Source organism: Streptomyces sp. NPDC002845 (assembly GCF_053591955.1).
This window is the reverse complement of the sequence record NZ_JBSFUU010000064.1, coordinates 1-25,357: the sequence shown is the minus strand read 5'-3', so window position 1 is coordinate 25,357 and position 25,357 is coordinate 1. Positions and strand designations below refer to the sequence as shown.

General features: G+C 69.0%; 24 protein-coding genes and 3 pseudogenes. 14 read left to right on the top strand and 13 right to left on the bottom strand.

Going from position 1 to position 25,357, the window contains the following annotated elements; translation table 11 throughout:
• The first annotated feature begins 16 nt into the window (after positions 1-16).
• The 3 genes from ACWD3C_RS34755 to ACWD3C_RS34745 all read left to right on the top strand — a co-directional run bounded on the left by ACWD3C_RS34755 (position 17) and on the right by ACWD3C_RS34745 (position 3,480).
• Positions 17-1,129: a LacI family DNA-binding transcriptional regulator gene (locus ACWD3C_RS34755; protein WP_451150223.1), complete on the top strand. Its 1,113-nt coding sequence runs from the start codon at positions 17-19 to the stop codon at positions 1,127-1,129.
• Positions 1,130-1,316: 187 nt separating this feature from the next.
• Positions 1,317-2,411, top strand: coding sequence for a metallophosphoesterase family protein (locus tag ACWD3C_RS34750; protein ID WP_451150273.1), 1,095 nt, complete (start codon positions 1,317-1,319; stop codon positions 2,409-2,411).
• 193 nt (positions 2,412-2,604) lie between these two features.
• Complete coding sequence (locus tag ACWD3C_RS34745; protein ID WP_451150221.1) at positions 2,605-3,480, top strand: hypothetical protein; 876 nt, start codon at positions 2,605-2,607, stop codon at positions 3,478-3,480.
• A gap of 238 nt (positions 3,481-3,718) precedes the next feature.
• Here the strand turns inward: ACWD3C_RS34745 and thiC are convergent, their stop codons facing one another.
• Positions 3,719-5,521, bottom strand: coding sequence for a phosphomethylpyrimidine synthase ThiC (thiC, locus tag ACWD3C_RS34740; protein ID WP_451150219.1), 1,803 nt, complete (start codon positions 5,519-5,521; stop codon positions 3,719-3,721).
• Positions 5,522-5,743: 222 nt separating this feature from the next.
• On the opposite strand from thiC, the gene ACWD3C_RS34735 reads away from it, so the two are divergent.
• Positions 5,744-7,228, top strand: coding sequence for a YibE/F family protein (locus ACWD3C_RS34735; RefSeq protein WP_451150217.1), 1,485 nt, complete (start codon positions 5,744-5,746; stop codon positions 7,226-7,228).
• Between the two features lie 51 nt (positions 7,229-7,279).
• On the opposite strand, the gene ACWD3C_RS34730 is transcribed toward ACWD3C_RS34735, so the two are convergent.
• From ACWD3C_RS34730 to ACWD3C_RS34715, 4 genes are all read right to left on the bottom strand, one after another.
• Entirely contained in the window at positions 7,280-7,717 is a 438-nt protein-coding gene (locus tag ACWD3C_RS34730; protein WP_451150215.1) for an SsgA family sporulation/cell division regulator, read from the bottom strand.
• 101 nt (positions 7,718-7,818) lie between these two features.
• The gene (locus tag ACWD3C_RS34725; RefSeq protein WP_451150271.1) at positions 7,819-8,589 is read right to left on the bottom strand and encodes an IclR family transcriptional regulator; all 771 of its coding nucleotides are present in this window, start codon (positions 8,587-8,589) and stop codon (positions 7,819-7,821) included.
• Positions 8,590-9,192: 603 nt separating this feature from the next.
• A complete protein-coding gene (locus tag ACWD3C_RS34720; protein ID WP_451150213.1) occupies positions 9,193-9,405 on the bottom strand; it encodes a DUF5326 family protein in 213 nt (70 codons plus the stop codon).
• Positions 9,406-9,570: 165 nt separating this feature from the next.
• The gene (locus ACWD3C_RS34715; RefSeq protein ID WP_451150211.1) at positions 9,571-9,888 is read right to left on the bottom strand and encodes a cupin domain-containing protein; all 318 of its coding nucleotides are present in this window, start codon (positions 9,886-9,888) and stop codon (positions 9,571-9,573) included.
• Positions 9,889-9,948: 60 nt separating this feature from the next.
• Between ACWD3C_RS34715 and ACWD3C_RS34710 the strand changes: the two genes are divergently transcribed.
• The 5 genes from ACWD3C_RS34710 to ACWD3C_RS34690 all read left to right on the top strand — a co-directional run bounded on the left by ACWD3C_RS34710 (position 9,949) and on the right by ACWD3C_RS34690 (position 13,632).
• Positions 9,949-10,326: a phage holin family protein gene (locus tag ACWD3C_RS34710; protein WP_451150209.1), complete on the top strand. Its 378-nt coding sequence runs from the start codon at positions 9,949-9,951 to the stop codon at positions 10,324-10,326.
• 9 nt (positions 10,327-10,335) lie between these two features.
• Positions 10,336-10,827 (top strand): low molecular weight protein-tyrosine-phosphatase, encoded by a 492-nt coding sequence (locus tag ACWD3C_RS34705; protein ID WP_451150207.1) that lies wholly within the window; start codon positions 10,336-10,338, stop codon positions 10,825-10,827.
• Entirely contained in the window at positions 10,824-11,966 is a 1,143-nt protein-coding gene (locus ACWD3C_RS34700) for a cystathionine gamma-lyase (RefSeq protein ID WP_451150205.1), read from the top strand. The genes ACWD3C_RS34705 and ACWD3C_RS34700 overlap by 4 nt, the downstream gene beginning before the upstream one ends.
• 215 nt (positions 11,967-12,181) lie before the next feature.
• Positions 12,182-13,087, top strand: a complete 906-nt coding sequence (locus ACWD3C_RS34695) for a LysR family transcriptional regulator (RefSeq protein WP_451150203.1) — start codon at positions 12,182-12,184, stop codon at positions 13,085-13,087.
• 62 nt (positions 13,088-13,149) lie between these two features.
• Positions 13,150-13,632: an NUDIX domain-containing protein gene (locus tag ACWD3C_RS34690; protein ID WP_451150201.1), complete on the top strand. Its 483-nt coding sequence runs from the start codon at positions 13,150-13,152 to the stop codon at positions 13,630-13,632.
• A gap of 24 nt (positions 13,633-13,656) precedes the next feature.
• Here ACWD3C_RS34690 and ACWD3C_RS34685 read toward each other — a convergent pair whose 3' ends face one another.
• Together ACWD3C_RS34685 and ACWD3C_RS34680 are read right to left on the bottom strand one after the other, a co-directional pair.
• Positions 13,657-15,192, bottom strand: a complete 1,536-nt coding sequence (locus ACWD3C_RS34685) for a globin domain-containing protein (protein ID WP_451150200.1) — start codon at positions 15,190-15,192, stop codon at positions 13,657-13,659.
• A gap of 438 nt (positions 15,193-15,630) precedes the next feature.
• Positions 15,631-15,753, bottom strand: a pseudogene (locus ACWD3C_RS34680) (hydrolase); the annotation flags it as partial.
• Between the two features lie 146 nt (positions 15,754-15,899).
• Between ACWD3C_RS34680 and ACWD3C_RS34675 the strand changes: the two are divergent.
• Complete coding sequence (locus ACWD3C_RS34675; protein ID WP_451150199.1) at positions 15,900-16,766, top strand: GNAT family N-acetyltransferase; 867 nt, start codon at positions 15,900-15,902, stop codon at positions 16,764-16,766.
• A 69-nt stretch (positions 16,767-16,835) separates the two neighbouring features.
• On the opposite strand, the pseudogene ACWD3C_RS34670 reads toward ACWD3C_RS34675, so the two are convergent.
• A pseudogene (locus tag ACWD3C_RS34670) lies at positions 16,836-18,037 on the bottom strand (MFS transporter).
• A 140-nt stretch (positions 18,038-18,177) separates the two neighbouring features.
• On the opposite strand from ACWD3C_RS34670, the pseudogene ACWD3C_RS34665 reads away from it, so the two are divergent.
• Together ACWD3C_RS34665 and ACWD3C_RS34660 are read left to right on the top strand one after the other, a co-directional pair.
• Positions 18,178-18,637: pseudogene (locus tag ACWD3C_RS34665) on the top strand (MarR family winged helix-turn-helix transcriptional regulator).
• 45 nt (positions 18,638-18,682) lie between these two features.
• Positions 18,683-19,135 carry an N-acetyltransferase family protein gene (locus ACWD3C_RS34660; RefSeq protein ID WP_451150198.1) on the top strand — a complete coding sequence of 151 codons (453 nt, stop codon included), beginning with the start codon at positions 18,683-18,685 and terminating at the stop codon, positions 19,133-19,135.
• 98 nt (positions 19,136-19,233) lie between these two features.
• On the opposite strand, the gene ACWD3C_RS34655 is transcribed toward ACWD3C_RS34660, so the two are convergent.
• The 3 genes from ACWD3C_RS34655 to ACWD3C_RS34645 all read right to left on the bottom strand — a co-directional run bounded on the left by ACWD3C_RS34655 (position 19,234) and on the right by ACWD3C_RS34645 (position 21,793).
• Positions 19,234-20,619: a serine hydrolase domain-containing protein gene (locus ACWD3C_RS34655; protein WP_451150197.1), complete on the bottom strand. Its 1,386-nt coding sequence runs from the start codon at positions 20,617-20,619 to the stop codon at positions 19,234-19,236.
• A 122-nt stretch (positions 20,620-20,741) separates the two neighbouring features.
• Positions 20,742-21,101 (bottom strand): hypothetical protein, encoded by a 360-nt coding sequence (locus ACWD3C_RS34650; protein ID WP_451150195.1) that lies wholly within the window; start codon positions 21,099-21,101, stop codon positions 20,742-20,744.
• Between the two features lie 257 nt (positions 21,102-21,358).
• Complete coding sequence (locus tag ACWD3C_RS34645; protein ID WP_451150193.1) at positions 21,359-21,793, bottom strand: VOC family protein; 435 nt, start codon at positions 21,791-21,793, stop codon at positions 21,359-21,361.
• A 500-nt stretch (positions 21,794-22,293) separates the two neighbouring features.
• Here ACWD3C_RS34645 and ACWD3C_RS34640 point away from each other — a divergent pair, with 500 nt between their 5' ends.
• The gene (locus ACWD3C_RS34640) at positions 22,294-22,857 is read left to right on the top strand and encodes a dihydrofolate reductase family protein (RefSeq protein WP_451150191.1); all 564 of its coding nucleotides are present in this window, start codon (positions 22,294-22,296) and stop codon (positions 22,855-22,857) included.
• 133 nt (positions 22,858-22,990) lie between these two features.
• Here the strand turns inward: ACWD3C_RS34640 and ACWD3C_RS34635 are convergent, their stop codons facing one another.
• Both ACWD3C_RS34635 and ACWD3C_RS34630 read right to left on the bottom strand, forming a co-directional pair.
• A complete protein-coding gene (locus ACWD3C_RS34635; protein ID WP_451150269.1) occupies positions 22,991-23,293 on the bottom strand; it encodes a hypothetical protein in 303 nt (100 codons plus the stop codon).
• A 29-nt stretch (positions 23,294-23,322) separates the two neighbouring features.
• Positions 23,323-24,813, bottom strand: a complete 1,491-nt coding sequence (locus ACWD3C_RS34630) for a LysR family transcriptional regulator (RefSeq protein ID WP_451150189.1) — start codon at positions 24,811-24,813, stop codon at positions 23,323-23,325.
• 243 nt (positions 24,814-25,056) lie between these two features.
• Here ACWD3C_RS34630 and ACWD3C_RS34625 point away from each other — a divergent pair.
• Positions 25,057-25,357: helix-turn-helix domain-containing protein (locus ACWD3C_RS34625; protein WP_451150187.1), on the top strand; the 301-nt coding region annotated here is incomplete at its 3' end.

Here is a 25,357-nt window from a genome sequence, read left to right as displayed (position 1 = left end):
CTACTATCGGCTCGCCATGACAGCAGCAGGGAAGCACCAGGTGAGCCGCGCGGAAACCTCTCGTCGAGGCAGTCGGCCGGGCCGGGCAGGCATCAGAGACGTGGCCGCCGCCGCCGGGGTCTCCATCACGACCGTCTCCGACGCCCTCAACGGCAAGGGTCGGCTCCCGGACGCCACCCGACGCCATGTCCGCGAGGTCGCCGACCGGCTGGGCTACCGCCCGTCGGCCGCGGCCCGAACCCTCCGCACGGGAAAGTCCGGCCTCATCGGGCTGACCGTGACCACATACGGGGATGAACCTTTCACCTTCACCGAGTTCGCGTACTTCGCCGAGATGGCGCGCGCCGCCACCTCGGCCGCGCTCGCCCGGGGCTACGCCCTGGTCATCCTCCCGGCGACCTCGCGCCACGACGTGTGGTCGAACGTCGCCCTGGACGGCACAGTCGTCATCGACCCGTCCGACCATGACCCGGTGGTCAGCGAACTGGTCCGGCAGGGATTACCGGTGGTCTCCGACGGCCGCCCGGCCGGCTCACTGCCGGTCACCGCATGGGTCGACAACGACCACGAGGCCGCGGTCATGGGCATCCTCGACCACCTGGCCGACGCGGGCGCCCGCCGGATCGGCCTCCTCACGGGGACCACGACGGACACGTACACCCATCTCTCCACGACCGCGTACCTGCGCTGGTGCGAGCGAGTGGGCCAGGATCCGGTGTACGAGGCCTATCCGGCGCACGATCCCTGCGCGGGAGCCGTCGCCGCCGACCGGCTGCTCGCCCGGCCCGACCGCCCGGACGCCGTCTACGGTCTGTTCGACCCCAACGGCACCGACCTGCTGGCCGCGGCGCGGCGATACGGTATGCGCGTGCCGGACGACCTGCTCCTCGTCTGCTGCAGCGAGTCCACCGTGTACGCCAACACCGAACCGCCCGTCACCACGCTCTCCCTGAAGCCGCGCCGGATCGGCACGGCGGTGGTCCAGCTCCTCATCGACGCCATCGAGGGGGTCGAATCGGACCAACCGGTCGAGCAGGTGATACCGACGGAGCTGATCGTGCGGACCTCGTCCGAGCGACGTCCACCGCGTACGACGGTCAGCCCGCCCCGGTCACCCGAAGCGGGCTGACCTCCGAGAAGGAAAGGGCGGGGAAAGCCCCGCCCAATTCGGGAGAAAACCGTGGTGAACTGAGGCCCTGCGCCATTTCACCACCCCTGGGTCATCACATGGCGCGATCCGCATTCCTATGATGGGCGGACGACACCGCGGGCCGCTGCGACCAGGCAGTCCGATGCGGTGCAGATGCGGCGCGATGGTGGTGGAGGGGTCGATGACTCAGGGGGCCGGTCAGGGACCCGAGGTGCGAACGCCGACGGTGCGCGACTTCCGCGTGCCCGCGTACGTCCCCGAGGCCGGTCCTTATGCCCACAGCACACACCCCGGTGAGGTCGCCCGGTCCGTCACGGAGACGGAGGGCTACCCGGAGGGGTACACACCCACGGAGCGCGATCTGCCCGTCATCAATAGGGGTGACACGCTCCAGGTCAGCGTCGACCCCGAGTCCGTGGCGGCCGCGGCGCAGGACGTCGGCCCCGGCCCCCTGTACGTCGTCGGGGACGTCCACGGCTACCTCGACGAGCTGGTCGCCGCGCTCCAGGAGAAGGGCCTCATCGACGCCGCGGGCAACTGGTCGGCGGGCACCGCCCGTCTGTGGTTCCTGGGCGACTTCACCGACCGCGGCCCGGACGGCATCGGCGTCATCGACCTGGTGATGCGGCTGTCGGCCGAGGCGGCCGCGGCCGGCGGCTACTGCAAGGCGCTCATGGGCAACCACGAGCTGCTGCTCCTCGGCGCCAAGCGGTTCGGCGACACCCCCGTCAACTCCGGCGCGGGAACGGCCACCTTCCAGGCGGCCTGGCTGCTCAACGGCGGTCAGAAGACCGACATGGAGCGCCTCCAGGACCACCACTTGCAGTGGATGGCCCGCCTCGACGCCATGGAACTGATCGACGACTACCTCCTGGTGCACTCCGACACCACCGCCTATCGCGACTACGGCGACTCCATCGAGGCCGTCAACGACACGGTCCGCGAGACGCTCACACGCAACGACGCGGACGAGTGCTGGGACCTCTTCCGCAAGTTCACCAAGCGCTTCTCCTTCCGCGACGAAGGCGGCGCCGACGCCGTACGGTCCCTGCTGGAGATCTACGGCGGTACGCGCATCGTCCATGGTCACAGCCCCATTCCGTATCTTCTGGGCGAGGTCGGCTCGGAGGACGGCGAGGACAGCACGGGCCCCGTGGTCGAGGGGCCGCACGTCTATGCCGACGGACTGGCCATCGCCATGGACGGTGGAGTGACCATGGCCGGAAAACTACTGGTCCAGCAGTTGCCCCCGGGTAGCTGAGCGTTCACCGGGCAGGCGTCCCCCGCGGAGGAAACGTCGAAGGACCGTGCTGGCCAGGGGCCATTTCTGGAAACCCCCTGTCACCGTGTGCCGTCGTCGCTCTACCATCGGCTTATCCGTAGCAGGCTCCCCTCCGTTTCTGCCCGACGGCTCGTCAGCATGCCGAGCCCCAAGCCCTACGGAGCATCGGGGGATGCACATGAACAGCGTTCCGCAGCACCTGCTGAGCGAGGACCGCCAGGAATACGAGCGGATCCTCAGTGAGGCGCTGCGCTCCGCACCACACCGCCCGGAACTCGCCGCTGTCGGTCAGCGGCTCAACCCCGAACAACTGCGCACCATGGCACTCGACGCCACCGCGTTCATCACCACGGCCGCGGCGACCGAGTACCAGCACTACGTGAAGGTCCGCGAGGAACTGCGCCAGCCGGCGCCGTCCACCCCGCTCGCCCGTGAGGGCTCCGCATCCGGTTCCACGGAGCCGGGCGGGGCCACGGTGGGGCTCGCGACCACCATGGGGGAGGTCGCCGAGACCGCGGGCGCGGGTGCCGTCGCCATCGTGGCGGTACTGGCACCCGTCCTCGCCGGAACCGCCTCGGCGATCTTCCTGCTCGTGGGTTGGGCCCTGAAGATGCTGACCCCCGAGCCGGCGATCGCCCAGACTCTGGTTACCACCGGATGGGTGTTCGGCGCGATCACCGCGGTCGCGATCCTGGTGGCCGCGGTCGGCCTTCTGCTCACCGCCCTGCGCAACGGCACCGTCACCGCGGACGACGCGGCGCGCAGCGAGCTGAGCGAGGAGGTGGCCCAGGCCAGGGACGCCTGGCGCGAAGCCCTGCTGGAGCGCGGCATCCTGCCGTTCCTCCGCGAGGCCCTCGCCGACCCGGGCTCGGCCGCACTGGGCGGCACCATCACCCCCCAGCCGACCAACCGGATGCCGAACCTCGGCTACAACCGTCCGGGCTTCAGCAGCCCGGACGGCGGCTCCACCACGGGCACCCGCCCCAGCTTCTCCAGCCCGGACTACTCCAGTCCGGACTACGGAGGACCGGAGCACCAGCCGGAGTAGCGCGCCGGGGACGGGGCCGCCGTCCCGGAGGGCCACTCCGGACCCTCTCGGCGGCCACCCCGGCCGACGCGGCCGCACGGACGACCCACGGCAACCAACCGGCCGAAGCCCCCGTCAGAACGCAGCGTCCGGAAGCAGCCCGTCGGCCCTGACACCCTGCCGAAGCTCGACCCACGCCCACTCCTCCACTGTCCGCGCGGGCCGGGACTTCCGCGTGTCCCCCGGTCCTTGGCCCCGGTCAGTCCGCGATCGGCAGATACACCCGGTTTCCGGCGTCCGCGAACTCCTTGGACTTCTGGGCCATGCCCTCCTCGATCTCGCTCCGGGAGCCTCCGTGTTCGCGGCGGATGTCCTGGGAGATCTTCATCGAGCAGAACTTCGGGCCGCACATCGAGCAGAAGTGGGCCGTCTTGGCGGGCTCGGCGGGGAGTGTCTCGTCGTGGAACTCACGGGCGGTGTCGGGGTCGAGGGCCAGGTTGAACTGGTCCTCCCAGCGGAACTCGAAGCGGGCGTCCGACAACGCGTCGTCCCACTCCTGTGCGCCCGGGTGTCCCTTGGCGATGTCCGCCGCATGGGCCGCGATCTTGTAGGTGATGACGCCGGTCTTGACGTCGTCACGATTGGGCAGGCCCAAGTGTTCCTTGGGCGTGACGTAGCAGAGCATGGCCGTGCCCCACCACGCGATCATCGCGGCGCCTATGCCTGAGGTGATGTGGTCGTACGCCGGCGCGACGTCCGTGGTCAGCGGGCCGAGCGTATAGAACGGAGCCCCATCACAGATCTCCTGCTGAAGGTCGATGTTCTCTTTGATCTTGTGCATCGGGACATGTCCCGGGCCTTCGATCATGGTCTGTACGTGGAAACGCTTCGCGATCCGGTTGAGTTCCCCGAGCGTCCGCAATTCCGCGAACTGCGCCTCGTCGTTGGCGTCGGCGATGGAGCCGGGCCGCAGGCCGTCGCCGAGCGAGTACGTGACGTCGTACGCGGCGAGGATCTCGCAGAGTTCCTCGAAGTTCTCGTACAGGAAGCTCTCCTTGTGGTGCGCCAGGCACCAGGCCGCCATGATCGACCCGCCACGCGAGACGATGCCGGTCTTGCGGTTCGCGGTGAGCGGCACATACGGCAGGCGCACGCCGGCGTGCACGGTCATGTAGTCCACGCCCTGCTCGGCCTGCTCGATGACCGTGTCCTTGTAGATCTCCCAGGTCAGCTCCTCCGCCTTGCCGTCGACCTTCTCGAGGGCTTGGTAGAGGGGCACCGTGCCGATGGGGACGGGGGAGTTGCGCAGCACCCATTCGCGCGTGGTGTGGATGTTGCGTCCGGTGGACAGGTCCATGACCGTATCGGCGCCCCAGCGGGTCGCCCAGGTCATCTTCTCGACCTCCTCCTCGATGGAGGAAGTGACCGCGGAATTGCCGATGTTGGCGTTGACCTTCACCAGGAACCGCTTGCCGATGATCATCGGCTCGATCTCCGGATGGTTCACATTGGCGGGCAGCACGGCCCGCCCCGCCGCGATCTCCTCACGGACGACCTCGGGCGAGACGTTCTCCCGGACGGCCACGAACTCCATCTCGGGCGTGATCTCCCCGCGTCGCGCGTACGCGAGCTGGGTCACGGCCTCGCCGTCCCGGCTGCGGCGCGGCTGGCGCGGCCGCCCCGGGAACACGGCATCGAGGTTGCGCAGGCCGCCGCGGGGTGAGGTGTGCTTGATCCCGTCGTCCTCGGGGCGGACGGGGCGGCCCGTGTACTCCTCGGTGTCGCCGCGGGCGATGATCCAGTTCTCACGCAGCGGCGCCAGGCCCCTGCGTACATCGGTGTCGACGGTCGGATCGGTGTACGGGCCGGAGGTGTCGTACAGGGTGACCGCCTGCCCGTTGGTGAGGTGCACCTGACGGACCGGCACCCGTAGGTCGGGGCGTGAGCCCTCGACATACGCTTTGTGCCAGCCGATGGGCTTCCCGGCCTCACCGTTCGGGGAAGGGGCCGGTGCCCCGTCCGTCTCGCTGGAGGCAGGCGTGCGTACGTCCTTGTTGGTCATGAGACCTACTCCCTACGCCGGCATTACCCGGTAACAGGTTCGGCGGTCGACGCAGCTTTTTTCCGTCGAGCGATGTTCCACGTGAAACATCGCATCTGCGGAGGTCAGCGCCCTCTCAGCCCGGTGCTCCGAGCTCCCGCGTGTGCAAAAGGCCCTCTCACGCTAGCGTCTAATCGGGCGCGCTGAACAGTGGGCCCCCTTCGTTCTTGCGATGATCGGTCGGTGACCACGACGCAACAGCCCCCGTACCCGCCCCCCGAGCCGCCGCCCGGCCACGGTCCCGGAAGCGGCCATGGACACGGCGCCGGAGGTGGCCACGGCCCTGGTGACGGGCACGGCCACGGCTCGGGGAACAGCCATGGACACGACTCCGGCGACGGTCACGGCAACGGCCCGTCGCCCGGTGGCGGTCACGGCCACTCCCACAGTCACAGCCATGGCCCTGCCGCTCCCGTCTCCCAGCATCTGCGCAAGGTCATCGCCGCGGTGCTGATCCCCTTCGCCACTGCGGTCGTCGTGGGCCTCGTCGTGCTCTGGCCCGGTGGCGCCCCGCCCCACGAGCGCACCGGCGTGGGCTTCGACCGGCAGACGCAGCAGGCCACGGTCACCAAGATCGAGGAGCTGGACTGTTCGGCGGTCAACGCCTCGGGTGTCCCTCCGACCGGCGACACGTCCACCGCCGAGGGGTCCTCCGCCCAGCAGCAGGCGAACGGCACCTGCAAGAGGGCGACGATCCGGGTCGACACCGGCGACGACAAGGGCCGTACGTTCACGGAGATCATCCAGCCCGACCAGTCGCGGCAGCTGAACCAGGGTCAGAAGGTCGTGGTCGCGTACGAGCCCTCGGCACCCGAGGACCTGCAGTACTCGGTCACCGATGTGAACCGGAAGTTCCCGATGGCCCTGCTCGCCGGGGTCTTCGCGCTCGCCGTCGTGGCGGTGGGCCGGATGCGCGGTGTCATGGCGCTGATCTCGCTGGCCGCGAGCTTTGTGCTGCTGACCGTCTTCATCCTGCCCGCGATCCTGCAGGGCTCGAATCCGCTGGTCGTGGCGGTGGTCGGAGCGAGCGCCATCATGCTGATCGCGCTCTACGCGTGCCACGGCCTCTCGGCTCGTACGTCGGTGGCGGTGCTCGGCACGCTGATCTCGCTGCTGCTGATCGGCGTCCTGGGCTCGATGTTCATCGGCTGGGCGGCCCTGACCGGCAATACGGACGACAACACCGGCCTGATCCACGGCCTGTACCCGTCGATCGACATGAGTGGTCTGCTGCTCGCGGGCGTCATCATCGGTTCGCTCGGTGTGCTCGACGACGTGACGGTGACGCAGACGTCGGCGGTCTGGGAGCTGCACGAGGCCAATCCGACGATGGGCTGGCGTGGTCTGTACCGGGCGGGCATCCGCATCGGCCGCGACCACATCGCCTCGGTCGTCAACACCCTCGTCCTCGCCTACGCGGGTGCCGCGCTGCCGCTGCTGCTGCTCTTCTCGATCGCGCAGAGCAGCGTCGGCACGGTCGCCAACAGCGAGTTGGTCGCCGAGGAGATCGTCCGTACGCTCGTCGGTTCGATCGGCCTGGTCGCCTCGGTCCCCGTGACCACGGCCCTGGCCGCACTGGTCGTCTCCGCGGACCGTCCCGGCAGCCCCGCGGCAACGGCCCCGACGGCTCCGGCCCGCGCCGGAAGGGGCCGCCGCCGCAAGCGCTGACGCCACCCAGAGGCGCGCAGAAGCGTTACGGCGCCCTCGGCGTCGTACGGCTCAGCCCGCGCTCTGTTCCTCCGTGAGGATGCGGTCCAGAGCCTCGTCGAGGTGCGCGTCGAAGTCGGCGAGGGCGCACTCCTGGCCGAGCGGCACCAGCTTGTCCGTACGGTCGAGAAAGGCCACGAGCGGCGCGGTCCCGGCCCGGAACAGCGCCTGGTCGCCGCCCACCTGAAGCCGGATCAGCACATCGCCAAACGCCTCTGGATCGGCCGGCGCGATGTGCACATCACCGTCCCCGCACGGCCGGCCCACGCCGTCGATCAGCAGCTCCCGCCCGAAGGCCCAGGTTACCGGGACATCGCCGGGCAGGTGGAAGGTCAGTCGTACGGCATAGGGATCGCAGGTCTCGTACCGCAGCTCCACCGGGATACGGAAGGAGAGCTCCTCCGACACGAGGAAGCTCATCATGACCTCTGCCTGTACCGACTCGCGCATCCGCCTACCTCGTCATCCAGACGTCGACTGGCCGGGAATCATCTCCCTGACACTGCTGAAATCTTGCTGAAAGTACACGAGAGATCACAAGGAGTGATTTTTCAGATGCTGATAGAGATGGCGAGTGTCCCTAGTAGCTTTCCGATCTCGTCCTGCAACTGCCGTGCCGCGGGCAGCAGTCGGTCGGCCTGGTGGAGGGGCAGGGAGATGGCGATCGTCGCGGCGGTCGTCCCGGCGGTGACGGGAATCGCGGCACAGACCGTCCCCAGGGCGTACTCCTGCCGCTCGAGGACCGGTTCCATCCGCCCGAGCCGTTCCAGGCGCCGTAGCAGGGTGTGATCGTCACGCACCGTGTACGGGGTGATCGATCGCACCGGATAGCGGTCGAGGTGGTCGCGGCGGGCCTCCTCGCCGAGCTGGGACAGCAGGCACTGCCCGATCGCATGGGCGTGCCCGGTCTCGCGGAAGTCGGCCCACTCCTCCACCGCCGGGTTGCCCGGGGTGTCCGCGACGCACTGGACCTCGATCTCGCCCTGGCGGTAGACCGCGTAGTACACGGGCGCGCCGAGGGCGTCGCGCCAGTGCGCGAGGGTGTCTCTCACCATGCTGCGACGTTTCTGCTGGGCCCCGCTGCTGCCCAGCCGCTCGGCTGCCTCACCGAGGAAGAACATGCCCTTGTCCCGGCTCAGATAGCCCTCGTGCGTCAGCGTGCGCAGCAGGTGGTAGGCCGTGGGCAGCGCGAGCCCGGCATCGCGGGCCAACTGCTTGGCGGGCGCCCCGTGTTCCCGAGCGGCGACGGCCTCCAGCAGCCGCATCGCCCGCTGTACGGAGCCGATGAGGGTGGTGGGGTGCGCCTCCGGGGAGGCGGGCACGGCTGCTTTGGGGCCCGGAATGCGCGCTCTGGCGGGAGGCGCGGACGTCTGTGCCGAGGGGACGGGGTCCTCGGCCGGTGCGGTACGGGCCTCCGCCGGTGAGGTACGCGGCTGTGCGGGCGGCGCCGGGGCCTTGGTGGGTGTCTTACGCGGCTGGGTCGGCGGGGTGCGCGTCTCCGTGGGCCGGGTCCGTGGCTGGGTGGGGGGAGCGAGTGTCTGCGCGGACCGGGTGCCCGGTTGCGCGGGTGGTGTGTGCGGGTCTGCGGGTGCGGTGTCAGCCGTGGCCAAGGGTCACTCCCGAAGCGCGAGGAGGGCCGCCCGTGCCGGGGGAACACGGGAGGGATGTGCGCCGCCCGCGGGGTCGGCCCCGCGTCGGGCTCCGGACTTTAACCGCCTGCCACCGCACGCCGACGGCCCTGCCGGAAAACTTCCCTCGGCCGAGGGAACCTGGTGTTCCTGTTTCCGCCCCACCCGTTACCGGGCGCTCACCCGGTTACGCATCTCCTTGTCGCGGGGCTGACGGCTCGCCGGTCCCCGCACGACCGTATGCCGACGCCTCGGCCGCTCGTCGGCCTCACCGTCGCAGCCGGTCGCTCAGGTCGCTCACCAGTCACCACGCGACGACGACCCCGCCATGAACTTCCGTACGACGTAGATCAGTCCCCCGACCAGCGCGACGAAGAGCAGCACCTTGAAGAGAAGGTGGATCAGTACGCCGACCACGGTGGCTATCAGGCCGCCGAACACGACCAGGGCGATGACCGGCACCGCAATCCACTTCACCCACCACGGCAGCCCCGTGAAGATCTCCCGCATCGCCCTAGCTCCTTGCTGCTGCGCCCGGCGCCCCGCTTCCGGGGCTGTGCTGTCCGGGTCCTTCGATGTCCTGTCTTCGATGTTAGGGCGGCACAGGGGGCGTTCGGGGCCTTCGCACCCCTTGTCCGTCCCTGATCGATCCCCTAGGGAACCCCGAGGCGGTCGTCAGCTCTCGGGCGGAGAGAAGACCACGAGGACCCGCAGATCCTCGGTGATGTGGTGGAACTTGTGGGTGACCCCGGCGGGCACGTACACAACGCTGCCGCGGGCGACCTGGGTGGTCTCCATACCGACCGTGATCGAGGCTCGGCCGCTGACCACGAAGTAGACCTCGTCCTGGTTGTGCGGATTCTGTGGATCGTGGTCGCCCGCGTTGAGCGCGTAGAGGCCGACCGACATATTGCGCTCACGCAGAAACTGCAGGTAGGCGCCGTCATGGGCGGCGCGCTCCGCCTCCAGTTCGTCCAGCCGGAAAGCCTTCATCTCGCTAGTTCGCCCTCGCCCCAGTGCTCGTATCCGATCTCGTCTGCCACGATCAGACACATGATGAATTTCGTAGTCAAGACGATCGCCAACGCGGGCGCCCTGGCGGTCGCCGTCTGGCTGCTCGACAAGATCACTCTGACCGGTGACAGCACGGGCAAGAAGATCGGCACACTGCTGTTGGTCGCACTGATCTTCGGCCTGGTGAACTTCCTGGTCAAGCCGATCGTGAAGGTGCTCACCTTTCCGCTGTTCATTCTGACGCTCGGCCTGATCACCCTGGTGGTCAACGCCCTGATGCTGCTGCTCACCTCGTGGCTGGCCGACAAGGTCGACCTCGGCTTCCACGTGGAGGGCTTCTGGACCGCCGTCCTGGGCGGCCTGATCATCTCGATCGTCTCGTGGGCGCTCAACGTCGTCCTGCCGGACAGGGACTGAGTGTCCGGGATGGCCTACCGCGTGTGTTTCGTCTGCACCGGCAACATCTGCCGCTCGCCGATGGCCGAGTCCGTCTTCCGTGCCCGTGTGGAGGAGGCCGGGCTCGGCGGCCTGGTCGAGGTCGAGAGCGCGGGCACCGGCGGCTGGCACGAGGGGGACGGCGCCGATCCGCGCGCCGTCTCCGTCCTGGAGGCGGGCGGCTACGACGGCGGCCACACGGCCCGCCAGTTCCAGGCCTCGTGGTTCTCCCGCCTCGACCTCGTGGTCGCCCTCGACTCCGGCCATCTGAAGGCCCTGCGCCGCCTCGCGCCCACTGCGCGGGACGTGGAGAAGGTCCGGCTGCTGCGCTCCCACGACCCCGCCGCGGGCGACGACCTCGACGTTCCGGACCCGTACTACGGGGGCATGGACGGCTTCGAGGAGTGCCTTGAGATGGTGGAGGCGGCGAGCACCGGTCTGCTCGCCGCGATACGCGAGCACGTGGAAGGGAGGGCGGCATGACCTCACGGGACGCCACGGGAACCGGTGACGGCACACGCGCGGTACGGGCCGGGCTGCCCGCGCCCGTCAAGCACGAGCCGCCGCTCCCGGGTCCGGCCTTCGCCGCCCACTACCACCTCCCGGGCGACCCCACGGGGCCGTACACCTACGGCCGCGACGAGAACCCCACCTGGAGCCTCCTGGAGCGCGCCATCGGCGAGCTGGAGGCACCCGGGCGGGACGACGCCGAGACGCTCGCCTTCCCGTCCGGGATGGCCGCCACGTCGGCCGTTCTCTTCTCCCAGCTGCGCACCGGCGACATCGCCGTCCTGCCGAACGACGGCTACCAGGCGCTGCCGCTCGTCCGCGAGCAGTTGGAGGCGTACGGCGTCGAAGTGCGCACCGCGCCCACGGCCGGCGACGCCCAGCTCGACGTCCTGGACGGCGCCAAGCTGCTGTGGATCGAGACCCCGTCGAACCCGGGGCTCGACGTGTGCGACGTACGACGGCTCAGTGAGGCTGCACGCGCGCGTGGGTGCCTCGTCGCCGTCGACAACACCCTGGCGACCCCGCTCGGGCAGCGGCCGCTGGAGCTGGGCGCCGACTTCGCCGTGGCCAGCGGCACCAAGCAGCTCACCGGGCACGGGGACGTCCTGCTCGGGTACGTCGTCGGGCGGGACGCCGGGCTGATGGCCGCCGTACGACGCTGGCGCAAGATCGTCGGGGCGATTCCGGGGCCCATGGAGGCCTGGCTCGCGCACCGCTCGCTCGCCACGCTCCAGCTGCGCGCCGACCGGCAGAACGCCAACGCGCTGGCCCTCGCCGAGGCGTTGCGGGAGCGGCCCGAGGTGACCGGGCTGCGCTACCCAGGGCTGCCCGACGATCCCGCGCACAAGATCGCCTCGCAGCAGATGCGGCGCTACGGGTGCGTGGTGTCGTTTTCGTTGCCCACGCGTGCGCGTGCCGATCGTTTTCTCGGCGCACTGCGCCTCGTGGACGACGCGACGAGCTTCGGCGGGGTACGGTCCACCGCCGAGCGACGCGGACGGTGGGGCGGAGACGCCGTTCCCGAGGGCTTCATCCGCTTCTCGGCCGGCGCCGAGGACACCGAGGACCTGGTGGCGGATGTGCTGCGCGCGCTCGACGAGTCGGCGGACTGAGCTCTCCCCGAGCTACCGGTTGGTACTCCGGCTACGTACAGCGGACGGTCCGAACCTCCCCCCTCGTGGCTCGGACCGTCCCGGTTCTGCGCGCGAAGAACCGCGCGACCAAGGCTAGTTGACTCTGTGTCAGTGTCCAATCACAGTAGCGACAGAGACCTATCGACTTATTTATAGTTGTGCGCTCAAGGGTGCCGGGGAGGGGAGGGAGCACCATGGACTTGGCCCTGCTGCGCACCTTCGTGACCGTGCACCGGGCCGGCTCCTTCACCCGCGCCGCCGCGCTGCTCGGCCTGTCCCAGCCGGCCGTCACCTCCCAGATCCGCACCCTGGAGCGGCAGCTGGGCCGGCCCTTGTTCCTGCGCCAGGCCCGCGGAGTGACCCCCACGACGATCGGCGACGAGCTCGCCCACAAGGCGGCTCCCCATCTCGACGCCCTAGTGGAGATCGCCGAGACCAGGCTCGACGAGGACTCCTCCTTGCGCACCCTGCACCTCGCCGGGCCACCGGAGTTCACCGCCGAACGGGCCGTGCCCGCCCTCACGGAACTCACCGGCGACGATGGCCAGGGCTTCGCGCTGCGGGCCTCCTTCGGGAACTCCGACGAGACGCTGGAGGGACTGGCCGCCGGGCACCATGATCTGGCCATCACCACGGCCCAGCCACGCGGCGGCCTGCTCACGGCGACTCCGCTCTGCGACGAGGAGCATGTCCTGGTCGCCGCACCGCGCTGGGCCGACCAGGTCGGCGCGGGCAGGCTGCGCCGCAAGGGGGCGCACGCACTCGAGGACTTCCCCATGGTCGAGGTGCACGAGTCACTGCCGTTCGTCGCCCGCTACTGGGCTGCCGTCTTCGACTCCCGGCCGGCCTCCTCCGGCACGGTCGTCGTCCCCGACCTGCGCGCCGTCCTCGCCTGCGCGATCGCGGGCGCCGGCATCGCCGTACTGCCGCGCTACCTGTGCGCGACCGCGCTGGAACGCGGTGACGTCCAGGCACTCCTCGAACCGGCGGTGCCTCCGCTGCGGACGTACTTCCTGGTGGTCCGCACCGGCACACTGGCCATGCCGCACATCGCCCGGGCGCACGAGTGGCTGCTGCGCACGGCGGCGGGCTGGTCCTGAGCGCCCCTACATTCGAGGTTCGGCGATGTTTCACGTGGAACCAGCCGGGCCACATTTCTCCCATGACCGTCCGACCCGTGGTCAAGCGCACCGCCCGCGCCATCCTGCTCGATGGCGACGACCTGATCCTGATCAAGCGGACCAAGCCCGGCGTCGATCCGTACTGGCTCACTCCGGGAGGCGGGGTCGAACCGGACGACACGACCGTCGTCGACGCACTTCATCGCGAGGTGCACGAGGAACTCGGCGCCAAGATCACCGATGTGGTGCCCTGTTTCGTGGACACCGTCGAGCACATCGGCGCGGACGGCGGCGCGACCGGCGTGAAGGTCCAGCACTTCTTCGTCTGCCGCCTGGAGTCCATGGACACCTCACTGCGGCACGGCCCCGAGGTGGACGAACCGACCGGCGAGTACGAGATCGTGCGCGTGCCGTTCACCCGGGTCGGCATCGCCTCCGTCCACCTCGTGCCGCTGTCGCTGCGGCACTACCTCGACGGCAACATCGAGGGCGTACGGGCGATGCACGCGCCGGACCTGGGCTGACGCTCTGCTCGCGGAGACCGTGGGTCAGTCTCCGGCGGCCACGAGTTCCTCCACGGAGTCGTGCCGTATGCGCTCCGAGGGGATACCGACGCCTTTCAGGGCGTCCACACCGCTGCGGATCATGCCGGGCGGGCCGGAGAGGTACGCGTCGTACTCGTCCCACGGCCCGTACGCGCGTATGGCGTCGGGGAGCTGAAGGAGCCCATGCCGGTCGACCACCGGTCGGACCTCCAGCCACGGGTTTCTCTGCTGCATCCGCAGCAGCGTGTCGATGTCGTAGAGGTCATGGTCGGCGCGGGCGCCGTAGAAGATCTCGACCGGGCGGCGCTCGCCGTGTTCCGCGACGTCCTCGACCATGGCCTTGATGGGCGCTATGCCGGTGCCGCCGCCCAGGCAGAGCAGGCCGCTGTTGGTGGTGTGGTCGACGGTCATGGAGCCGGCCGGCGGGCCGAGCCGTATGACGTCGCCGGGGCGGGCGCGGTGCACGAGCGCGCTGGAGACCCAGCCGGCCGGGACCGCCTTCACATGGAACGACAGCAGCCCGTCGGAGCGGGGCGCCGAGGCGAACGAGTAGTGCCGCCAGATCCGCGGCCACCACGGCGTCTCCAGGCTCGCGTACTGGCCGGCGAGGAACGGGTACGGCTGGTCGGGACGGACCGTGATGACAGCGATGTCCGGAGTCCGGAGATCGTGGGAGACGACCTCTGCCATCCACCAGGGCGGGGAGCGCAGTTCGTCCGCGGCCGCCGCGTCGATCATCACCTGGGAGATCGTCGTGTACGCCCGGACCCAGGCCGCTTCCGTGGCGTCGTCCCAGACCGCCTCGGCGAACCGGCTCAGCGAGCCGATCAGGCACTCGCCGACGGCCGGGTAGTGCTCGGGCCGGGTGCCGTACTTGCGGTGGCCCCGGCCGAGGCCCTGCAAGTAGTCGACGAGGACCGGAGTGTTGTCGATGTGCTCGGCCGCGGTGAGCAGCGCCTTGAGCAGGCGGTCCCGCTGGGCGTCCATGGCCGCGGGAAACAGGGGGCGCAGTTCGGGGTGGCGGACGAAGAGCAGGGCGTAGAAGTACGAGGTGACCTTGTCTGCCACGGGTCCCACCTCGGCCATGGTCCGCCGGATGAGTACGGCGTCCGGGGAGGCCTTCGGGTCGGGGGCAGGCCGCTGGGCGGGGACGCGGTCCTCGGGGGCGGGGTGCGGGTGGTCAAGGGCGCGGGCGGGCTCCAGTGCGGACGCGGGCTCGGGCCGGGGCTCGGAGCTGGGTCCCGGCCGTGGGCGCTCGGCGCGGGCCAGGGCCGCCCGAGGCGCCGGATCGCCGGTTTCGGCAGCCGCCGGCACGTCCGCGCTCGGTATTCGCTCCCGGTGCTCCCCGCTCCGGTCCGCTTCAGGGCCACGCTGCGCGGGCTCACCCTCGACGGGGCGGCCCACAGGCCGCATCGCGGCCAAGCGGTTGCCCTCGGTCTCCTGGTCCGTGCCGGGGGTCGCCGGCTGCTTGCGCGGGTTGAACCAGCCGCCCCCGCCGGACGTGCCGTTGTCGGCCGACGTGGTGGTCGGAGCGTCCATGGTGTGCCTCGCCTCGAACATCTTTCGGTCGGTCTGCGTACTTCCCCAGGCGATACCCGGTCGGAAGTTGCCTGCTTTCCCCCGCAGACGGCCTTGCTATTCCCCGTTCGGTCCCCGTCGGCCAATGCGGCCACATTCAACCCGGATTCCCGCTCCGTACGGACAAGTAGGCGAGAGTGTGACGTGAGCCGCAGCACTCACGCCGCAGCGTCCCACCGCGCGCCAACACCCCGGCCGCGTAACGGAGAAGGCAGGTCTTCGATCTCTCCGTCCCGTTAGGCTGCTTTGGCCTGCGTTCGTGCCACGCGGCCCTGCGTACACCGCCCCGGACACGAACCGGACTCGACCATACCGGCAGGTGTCCGATGCACAAGTCCCCCCATCCTTCGCCAGGAACTGCACCGGGAATTCACCGGGGCGAACTATCAATTCCTTCAATTACCGGGCGCCAGGCACCAATTCATAGGCATCCCACAGATCCCGCCCCGCAGAGGAGTGGGTGGCCAGCCCCTCCAGATGCTGATCCGCATTGACCACAGCGGAGACCGGCACCGCCCCGAACCGCACCCGCGGCGGACCGGGGCGCGGTGTTTCACGTGAAACATCTGTCCACATCTTGTGGACTTGGGCATGGCATGGCCAAAAGTGCGTACGTCTGCCCGCAAACCGGTGGACGCCAGGGGTGCGGGTCATACAGCCTGACCTGCGTGTCGACACCTTCCGCCGCCGCTCTGCCCATCCGCCGCCTGACGCCTCGCGATCTCACCGCCTGTGCCGACCTGTCCGAGGACCGGGGCTGGCCCCGCGAGGAACACAAGTGGGGGCTGCTCCTCACGGCGGGGAAGGGGTACGGCATCGATGACCCCGACGGCGGACTCGTCACCGCCTGTGTCGTGACCGAGTACGGACCGAGGGACCGCCCGGACCTGGGCGCGATCGGCATGGTGCTGGTCGCCGAGCGGCACGCCCGCCAGGGCATCGGCCGCCGCCTGATGCGCCACGTTGTCACCGAGCTGGGCACGACCCCGCTCACCCTGCACGCGACGCCGTACGGCCGCCCGCTCTACGAGGAGATGGGTTTCAAGGTCACCGGCCGGGTCGAGATGGTCCATGGGCACTTCACGCCCGGTGATCCGGATTCCACAGTCGTCACCCGGTCTGCCACCGCCGAGGACATCGCGACCATCCTCCGGCTCGACGAGAAGGTCTTCGGCGCCGATCGCACCCATCTGATCACCCGCCTTCCTGCCTTCGCCGACCAGCTGCGGGTCGCCGAGGAGAACGGCCGGATCACCGGGTACGCGGCTGCCTGGCCCAACATGGACACCCATGTCGTGGGCCCGTTGATCGCCCGCGACACGGAGACCGCGAAAGCGCTCATCGCCTCGCTGGCCGCCCGCACCGACCGGCCGCTGCGCACCGACATCGACGTACGCCACGAAGAGCTGCTGACCTGGGTAAAGTCGCACGGTCTCGTGTCCGTCGCCTTCAACTCGGTGATGACGTACGGGATCCCTGAGCTGCCGGGCGACTGGACCCGGCGGTTCGCTCCGCTGACGGTGGCGGCGAGCTGAGGGGACCACACGCGGAAGACGGCGCACGGGGCGGCCCTGGCCCCGCACGCCGGCTACGGCAGCCGGTGATCAGCGGTGGGCGGCTGTCTGCCGCTCGGTCGGGGCCCCTCCCGCCACGATGGTGCCGGAGGGGCTCTCTCGGCGCTCCAAGGCCGCCGAGAGGACGGCCAGGACGAGTGCGCCCGCAGCCAGAAGTGCGCCGACCCAGTTGGGCGCCGTGTAACCGAGGCCCGCGGCAATGACGAGGCCGCCGAGCCAGGCGGAGAGAGCGTTGCCGAGGTTGAAGGCGCCGATGTTCACGGTCGAGGCCAGCGTGGGGGCGCCGCGCGCTTGGTCGAGAACGCGCTTCTGCAACGGGGGCACGGTTGCGAAGCCCAGGGCACCGATCAGCGCGATGGTGACCGCCGCCGCGATCTTATGGTGCGCGGTGAACGTGAAGAGCGCGAGGACGACTGCGAGGGCTCCCAGAGAGGCGTACAGCATGGGCATCAGCGCGCGGTCGGCGAACCTGCCGCCCACCAGGTTGCCGCCGACCATGCCCAGGCCGAAGAGGACGAGGAGCCAGGTGACGGAGGAGTCGGCGAAGCCTGCGACGTGCGTCATCATCGGTGCGATGTAGGTGATGGCCACGAAGACACCACCGAAGCCCAGCACGGTCATCCCCATGGCCAGCAGGACCTGGACGTTCTTGAACGCGGCCACCTCGTAGCGCAGGCGAACTCCCTCCGGCCCGGACATGTCGGGTACGAGTTTCACGATGCCCGCCAGGCCGAAGACGCCCAGGGCGGCCACGCCGGCAAAGGTGACGCGCCAGCCGGCGGTCTGCCCGAGGAGGGTGCCCAGCGGTACACCGACCACGTTGGCGTCCGGTGAACATCATCGCGATGGCGCCGGCCTTCTTGTCCGGGGCGACCAGATCGGCCGCGACGACCGAGCCGATACCGAAGAAGGCGCCGTGGGCGAGCGAGGCGACGAGCCGCCCCATCAGCATGACCGCGAAGACGGGGGCGACCGCGGAGAGCATGTTGCCGGCGATGAACAGCCCCATCAGCAGCATCAGCATCCGCTTGCGGGAGATCTTGGTGCCCAGGACGGTCATGACCGGGGCACCGAGCATTGACGCCCAGCGCGTAGCCGGTCACCAGCCAGCCGGCGGTGGGGATGGAGACCCCGAAGTCTCCCGCGACCTCGGGCAGCAAGCCCGTGATCACGAATTCGGTCGTCCCGATTCCGAAGGCCCCGATCGCGAGGGCCAGAAGCGCGAGAGGCATGCGGCGACGCCTCCCCAGAAGATTGCACAGGCACTTTTAGAGCGCTCACAATTATTGCAGACGCCCTATAACTGCAAGCGCTGGCTATTGCGATGGTGTCCTATCCTGGTCTGAGCTGCTCCGGGACCGAGGAGAACGCCATGACCGCGGCGGACCCCGCGCTCACCGCCCTCTCGCAGGGCTGGTGCGCCCTCTCCCTGCTGCACGGGAGGATCGAGGCCCATATCGAGCGCGCACTGCAGGCCAAGCACGGGCTGAGCGTGCGCGAGTACTCCCTGCTCGACGTGCTCAGCAGACAGCACGACGGCGACGGGGGGGCATCTGCAGATGAAGCAGGCCGCCGACGCGGTCGTCCTCAGCCAGAGCGCCACGACCAGGCTTGTCACTCGCCTTGAGAACCGTGGCCTGCTTGAGCGCTACCTGTGCCCCACCGACCGCCGGGGTATCTACACGAACGTCACCGAGTCCGGTCTCAAGCTCCTCGCAGAAGCCCGGCCCACGAACGACGCCGCTCTGCGTGAGGCGCTCGACAAGGCCGCCGAGAACCCTGAGCTGGCTCCGTTGGTCCGCGTCGTGGAGTCGGTGAGCGCGCCTGCGTGAGCCCTGCCCACCCGGAGGACGCCGTGCGGCGCATAGGGTGCGGCCATGGGAGATCTTGAGATACGCCCCGCGACCCGGGACGACGTCCCCGAGATCGTCGCGATGCTCGCCGACGACCCACTGGGCGCCCAGCGTGAGTCACCGGACGACCTGACCCCGTATCTGGCGGCGCTGGAGCGCCTCAACGGCGACCCGAACCAGCACCTGGTGGTTGCCGTACGCGAGGACCGCGTCGTCGGGACGCTCCAGCTGACGATCATCCCTGGTCTCTCCCGGCGCGGTGCCACCCGGTCGATCATCGAAGGCGTCCGTATCCACGCGGACGAGCGGGGCAGCGGCCTCGGAACCCGGCTCATCGAGTGGGCGATCGACGAATCACGGTGCCAGGACTGCCAGTTGGTTCAGCTGACCTCGGACGCCACCCGCACTGACGCTCACCGGTTCTATGAACGGCTGGGCTTCGATGCCTCCCACGTGGGCTTCAAGCTGCCGCTCTGAATCGGCCACTTGCGCCTTCGGAGGCGTCGCGGGGTCCTGATTCGCGTTGTTTCACGTGAAACAACGCGAATCAGGGCCGACTTCCACCAGAACGGCTCCTACGAGATTCCCCGCCACCCTTCCGGGTCCACCCCGCCCGGCACCGGAGCCGCCTCGTCGTACGGCTGGCGCGTGAACACGAACGACCCGAGGTCGAGGTGACTCACGGAACCGTCGGGCCGCCGTACGGCCTTCAATAGCTCTCCCGCGAAGTAGCCCTCGAGCCCGGTCCAGGTGCCGTCACCGTTCGCCCAGAACCGCGAGCGGCGGCCATTGCCCGACAGCGGCTCCAGGGAGACGCCCCCGTCGACGACGAGCCGCAGTGCGAAGGCATTGGTCCCCCAGTACCACTGTCCCGTCAACTCCAGCACCGAGCGGTCGACTTCAGGCAGCGGCCGCCACGGCTCGGGCATCCGGGGCTCGGCCTCCGCCACGATCCGTACGAGATCCGCGGCGACGGACGACACCGGTGGACCGGAGGTGCAGTTGGCCAACACGACGGCGGCCGCATCGTCGTCCACGCTGATCACGAGGCTCGCGAGGAAGCCCGGCAAAGAGCCACCGTGCCCCACGAGGAAGCGACCGTCCCGTTGCTGGAGCTGCATACCGAGTCCGTACGCCGCGCCGGCCGCCACCTCCGCGGTCTCGGCCGGCGCGGCGGGCGTCCTCATCTCCAGGACGGACCCGGCGCTCAGCACACGGTGGTCCCCCTTGGCGAGGAAGGCGGCGAAGCGCGCCAAGTCCGCTGCGGTGGACCAGAGTTGCCCGGCCGGTGCCATGCGCCCCAGGTCCTCCGTCGGCTCCGACAGCAGCACATCCGCCCAGGGGTGCACGGCCCAGCCGCCCGCGTGCGGTGCCTGCGGATGTCCACTCGTACGGTGCAGGCCCAGCGGTTCGAGCACCTCGCGCCGCAGGATGTCTTCCCAAGGGGCGCCCCTCATTTCCTCGACGAGCGCTCCCATGAGCGTGTAGCCCGGGTTGGAGTAATGAAAGCGGCGGCCGACGGGATGCAGGAGGGGCTGTTCACCCAGGACGTCGGTGAGTTCGGGGCGCAGCGATCCCGGTGTGCGCTCCCACCAGGGCGCGGGCGACTCCGCCGCCAACCCGCCCGTGTGTGACAGCAGTTCGGCGATGGTGGCCTCCCCCGCGCCGGTGCCCGGCAGGTGCTTCTCCAGCGGGTCGCCGAGGTCCAGCAGGCCCTCGTCGCGCAGCCGCATGACCAGGACGGCGGTGAAGGTCTTGGTGATCGAGCCGATCCGGTACTGCACGTTCGCGTCGGGCGCGTGCCCCTCGACCGAGGTGCGCGCTCCGGTCCACACCGTCTCCCCGCCCCGCACGACCGCGGCGACCAGCGACGGCGCCCGCCCTTCGGCCTGCGCCACGGCGATACGATGCAGCAGGGCCCGACGGGTGGCGGGCAGCAGCTCTTCCTGAGGTGTTGTCATGGGCCCAGTCCACCCGGCCCGTTACCGCGCGTCGAGTGCATTTCTCCCTCCGCGCGTCAGAGGGACGTGACATTCCTTGGGTTGAGGGCGGGTGTCGGCGGTGTGTGTCGTGGGGCGGCGGATTACCGCAGGCGTTGCGCTCGCAGGACGGTGTCGTGGATGTGGTGTGTGCCGACGGGGGCGGGGGCTGTTCGTGGGCGGGTTTCGTTGATCAGGACGGTCCAGTTGTGGTCGAGGAGCCTGGCGATGTCGTTGGGCTGGTAGCAGTCGCTGGGGTCGAAACCCCGCTCCGGGCGTGGGCACAGGTCGGCGGGGTCGTGGCTGGCGAAGAGCAGGGTGCCGCCGGGGGCGACGGCGTCCAGCAGGCCGCGCAGTGCGGTGTGGTCCGGCTGGTGTGGGAGCGGAAAGTACTGGGCGGACACCAGGTCGAACGCGTCGGTCGGGGGTGGCGTGATGGTCAGGTCGGACCGTGTCCACGTCACGCGACCAGTGACGTCCGTGGTGTCCTCTCGCATCCGACCTGGCGCAGGGCGTCGCCGCTGGGCTGCGGTGCGCCAGATTCAGTGAGACGCAGACCACCGGGTCCGTCTCATCGAACTGTCGTAACCTGTCGAACCGGCGGACGGCTCGCCCGTCCCGAGCGCCTGATCCGGCAATCTGCGCCACAGCGCTCTGACAGGTCGGGGGCGGTTCTGCGTCCTGGTCCATGGGAACAGAACGAGGACACGTTCGCGGCACCTCAGTCGAGACAGAACTCGTTGCCCTCGATGTCCTGCATCACGATGCACGACTCATTGTCGCTATCGGCAGGCAATAGTCGCACGCGTACCGCGCCGAGCGCGACCAGTCGTGCGCACTCGGCCTCGAGTGTGGCGAGGCGCTCTTCACCCACGAGCCCGGTGCCGACCCGCACGTCAAGATGCAGCCGATTCTTGACGGCCTTGCCTTCGGGAACGCGCTGGAAGAACAGTCGCGGGCCCACACCTGAGGGATCAGCGCAGGCGAACGCTGAACCCTGATGCTCAGGCGGCAGCGAGCGATCGAAATCGTCCCAAGTAGCAAACCCCTCCGGTGGCGGCGGTACGACGTACCCCAACACCTCGCACCAGAAACGAGCGACGCGCTTGGGTTCTGCGCAGTCGAAGGTGACTTGGAACTGCTTGACCGATGCCATCGGTCCACCATAGTGGCGCGTGCTATTCACCGAGACCCCGGATGTCATCGCCGCGCAGGTCGAGGTCTCGCGTGACATGAGTTGGTGGCGCGCTGGGCCGGGTCGCATCCGGTCGTTGAATCTCGCCAGATTCAGTGAGACTGTGCCACCTTCGATGAGACAGGACAGCCCTGACCAGGCGATCTCAGATTCGTGGCCGCTCGGCCATCGCTTGGCCATCGTTCGTGAGATTCGGCCACGGAATTTGAGACCCTACAGGCTCTGTAGGGTCTCGCCGCCGATGACATGTCGATCTTCTGTGACCTGCTGGTTCTCTGTTGTCTCACCGCGATGTCACCCAAGATCAGTCTCAGAACGATGCCATTTCCTCGGCGGAACGATGAGTCTGCGGCTGAGCCACCGAGCACGAGGACTACATGCGAGCTCAGATCGCGCACCGATGAGTTTCCCGCGCCGCGCCGGTCTGTACGCGAGAGACCGACTCACGGAAGGCTGGCGCCATGCGGAAATTGATCTACGGCATGAACCTGAGCCTGGACGGCTACATCGCCGCGCCCGGCGACGACATCGGCTGGAGCGTGCCGAGCGACGAGCTGTTCCAGTTCTGGTCCGACCAGTTGCAGGCGACCGACCTGACGCTGTACGGGCGCAAGCTGTGGCAGACGATGAGCTCCTACTGGCCGACCGGCGACCAGCAGCCCAACGCCACCCCGGCGGAGATCGAGTTCGCGCGCCGCTGGCGGGACATGTCGAAGGTGGTGTTCTCCTCGACGATCGACAAGGTCGACTGGAACACCCGCCTGGTCACCGGCGACGCGGTCGCCGAGATCACCCGGCTCAAGGCCGAGGACGGCGGCCCGATGGACATCGGCGGCGCGACGCTGGCCGGGGCGGCCATGCGGGCCGGGCTGATTGACGAGTACGTGCTGGCCACCGCGCCGGTCCTGGTGGGCGGCGGCACGCCGTTCTTCACCGCGCTGGACAGCTGGGTGAACCTGAACCTGGTGGAGACGCGGACGCTTCCCTGCGGCGTGATCCTGACCAGGTACGAGACGAGGCGCTGAGCACCCGTCCGGGAGGCACGGGCCATATGCTCCGCGGGTGACACCGGAGGAGCTGGCTCGGTTGCGCCGCGCACGCGACCTCATGGACCGCCATGTCGAGATGATGCCAAGAAGGTCCCGCTGGGCCGAGAGGTCAGCGGGGCCGGGCTTCGATCTGCTGGCGGGCAGTTCCCCAGAGCTCCTCGAACTCCTCGGAGCTCAGCTGCTTCGGATCATGCCCTTCCCACTCTGAGACGGGTAGTTCAGCAGTGATCCCGAACCTGTTGTCGTACTCGTCAAGGCAGCCTGCGTCGTGAGCCTGCTGCCATTCGTCGAGGGAGGCGGCTGCGATCGGCGTCAGTTCAGGGCCCTGGAGCTCGATCTGCCGGGTCACCCAGCCTTCGGCGTTCACCTCGAAGTAGAACCAGACGTCTTCCTCGTCCCAGTAGCAGCGCATCCACGTTGTCACGAGTCCATGATGAGGCCTTATGTGCAGCACTCCGTCGGCGGTCCCGGGCTCTGTTCCGGCCTTCCGCCTGGCCTGCGCTTCACCAGGTCGTTGAGTTCTTCGGCACTGAGTTGTCCGAGGGCTTTCAAGACCTGCTTCCCAAGGTCAGTAGGCTGCAGCGGGCGCCCGTTGTCGAACGGGTCCAGTAGGGGTCCTCCAAGGTCATGTTCCAGGCGACGGATCTGAATGGACAACGTGTCCTCGCCGCACCCGATCTGGTTCGCGGCAAAGCGCAGAGTCCGGTGTTCGGCTGCTTGAGCGAAACGGAGAAGCCGTTCGCAGGAGTATGCGCTGGTCATGGCGGGCCTGAGGAGAGCGGGGGCCGCTTCGGCGAGGCGGGCCGTGCGAAGCGCGACCCCGTGGCTTGCCCCTCCGGGAGAGCGCATGGGGATGCGGTGCAGACGGGCCCAGGTGCGCATGGTGGCCTTGCTGACGCCTCGTTCCTGGGCGAGTTCGGACAAGGGCCGACGTTGAACGACGTATTCCTCGAACAGCCAGTCGCGGTCGACTATCTCGTGACGCGGTTGGCTTCCAGCAGAACGCAGAGCGATGCCGTACTCCGTCGCGAGAGCGGCGAGCGTCCCCCGGCTGAACCCCGTCAGATCCGAGATCCTCTGAGGCGAAAGTCGTTCCTGCTGGTAGAGGCGGCTGAACTCGTCTGCGGGCAAGGCTTGCCGGGCGGCCTGCTTGGAGGGGTCCGCGATCCGTGTGTCAGGTGCGGGGTTCTCTTCCAACACGTAGCGGACGACGTCGTAGGTGCTGCCGAGCGTGATGGCCACTCGTTCGAGAGATGTGGTCCCGGAGCGGGCCAGCTGGTGAAGGCGCCTGACGTCGACTTCTTGAGGGTCGTGTCCTGGAAGATCCAGCCCTTCGAGGAGTTCGAGAGGCGGCTGCCATGAAATCGGTTCGTCATGAATGCCGTGTCCGGCAAGGAACCGGCGAGCGACGTCCTTGAGTTCGCCTGCGACTTCGGGGGTCTGGCGGATGGGGAATCTCCCCGTCTCGACGCGGAAGTGGGTGTCCCCAGGGGCGATGGGAGCATCGGCTTCCATCGGCAGGCAGCTGATCCGCTGGAAGAGGACGCAGCGCGCGATGCGCCATTGCCGTTCAGCGCCTGTGGTGGTCTTCAGCCGTCGGCGGATGTCGAGCCATTGCTCGTGTGGCAGGAGATGCCGGTAGTCGAGGTTGCGACGGCGCTCGTAGTCGATCGGTGTGTCGTGTCGGTCCAGATAGTCCGCCAAGCGATCGAGTGTTCTGTGGATGCCGGGCCAGCGGTAATCGTCCCGCAGGACTTGCAGGATCCGGGAGATGGTCACCTTGTCGGTGGCCGAGCCGAGTTGGCCGGCGGCATCCTCCCGTTCTGATCTGCTGCCGATGATGAGGAGGGCACTCGACAGAGTCGGCTGTAGTGCGGTGTGGCTGACGCCGGAGGCAGGGGTGAGGTGGAGGGTCCAGGCCGGCCAGAACATGGTGGGCACTTTGTTCAGCCGCCGCGCCGTGAGCTTGCTGCCCGATGCGGGACGGGCGGGGAACTCTGTGATCGTGCGGTATCGGAGTTGATGGCTGGGCCGCATGGACGAGCCGAGCGCCGCGAGATGGACGGCGTGCAGGAAGGAGCTGGAGTCCTTCCCCCACTGGTAGATGTCGCTCGCGGTAGCCGTCCGGGGCGGATTCAACCAGTCGTCGCAACACCTTGATCATGGAGGTGTCCGATGGGACGACCGGCAGGGTGGACGACGGCGGTTACGGGGCGTCCGGCGATGCGCTCGCCGGGCAAACCGCCAATCCGCAGGGATGTGGAACGTGCTTTCTGGAAGAAGATCGCCGAAGGGCTGACCAGCGAGGACGCGGCGGTCGCGTGCGGCGTGTCGGGGCCGGTCGGCTCACGCTGGTTCAGGGAACGTGGCGGAATGCCATCGATCCAGCTTGGCCCGGTCTCGGACAGATATCTCTCCTTCGAGGAGCGTGAGGAGATCGCTCTGCTGAAGGCCCAGGATGTCGGGGTCCGGGAGA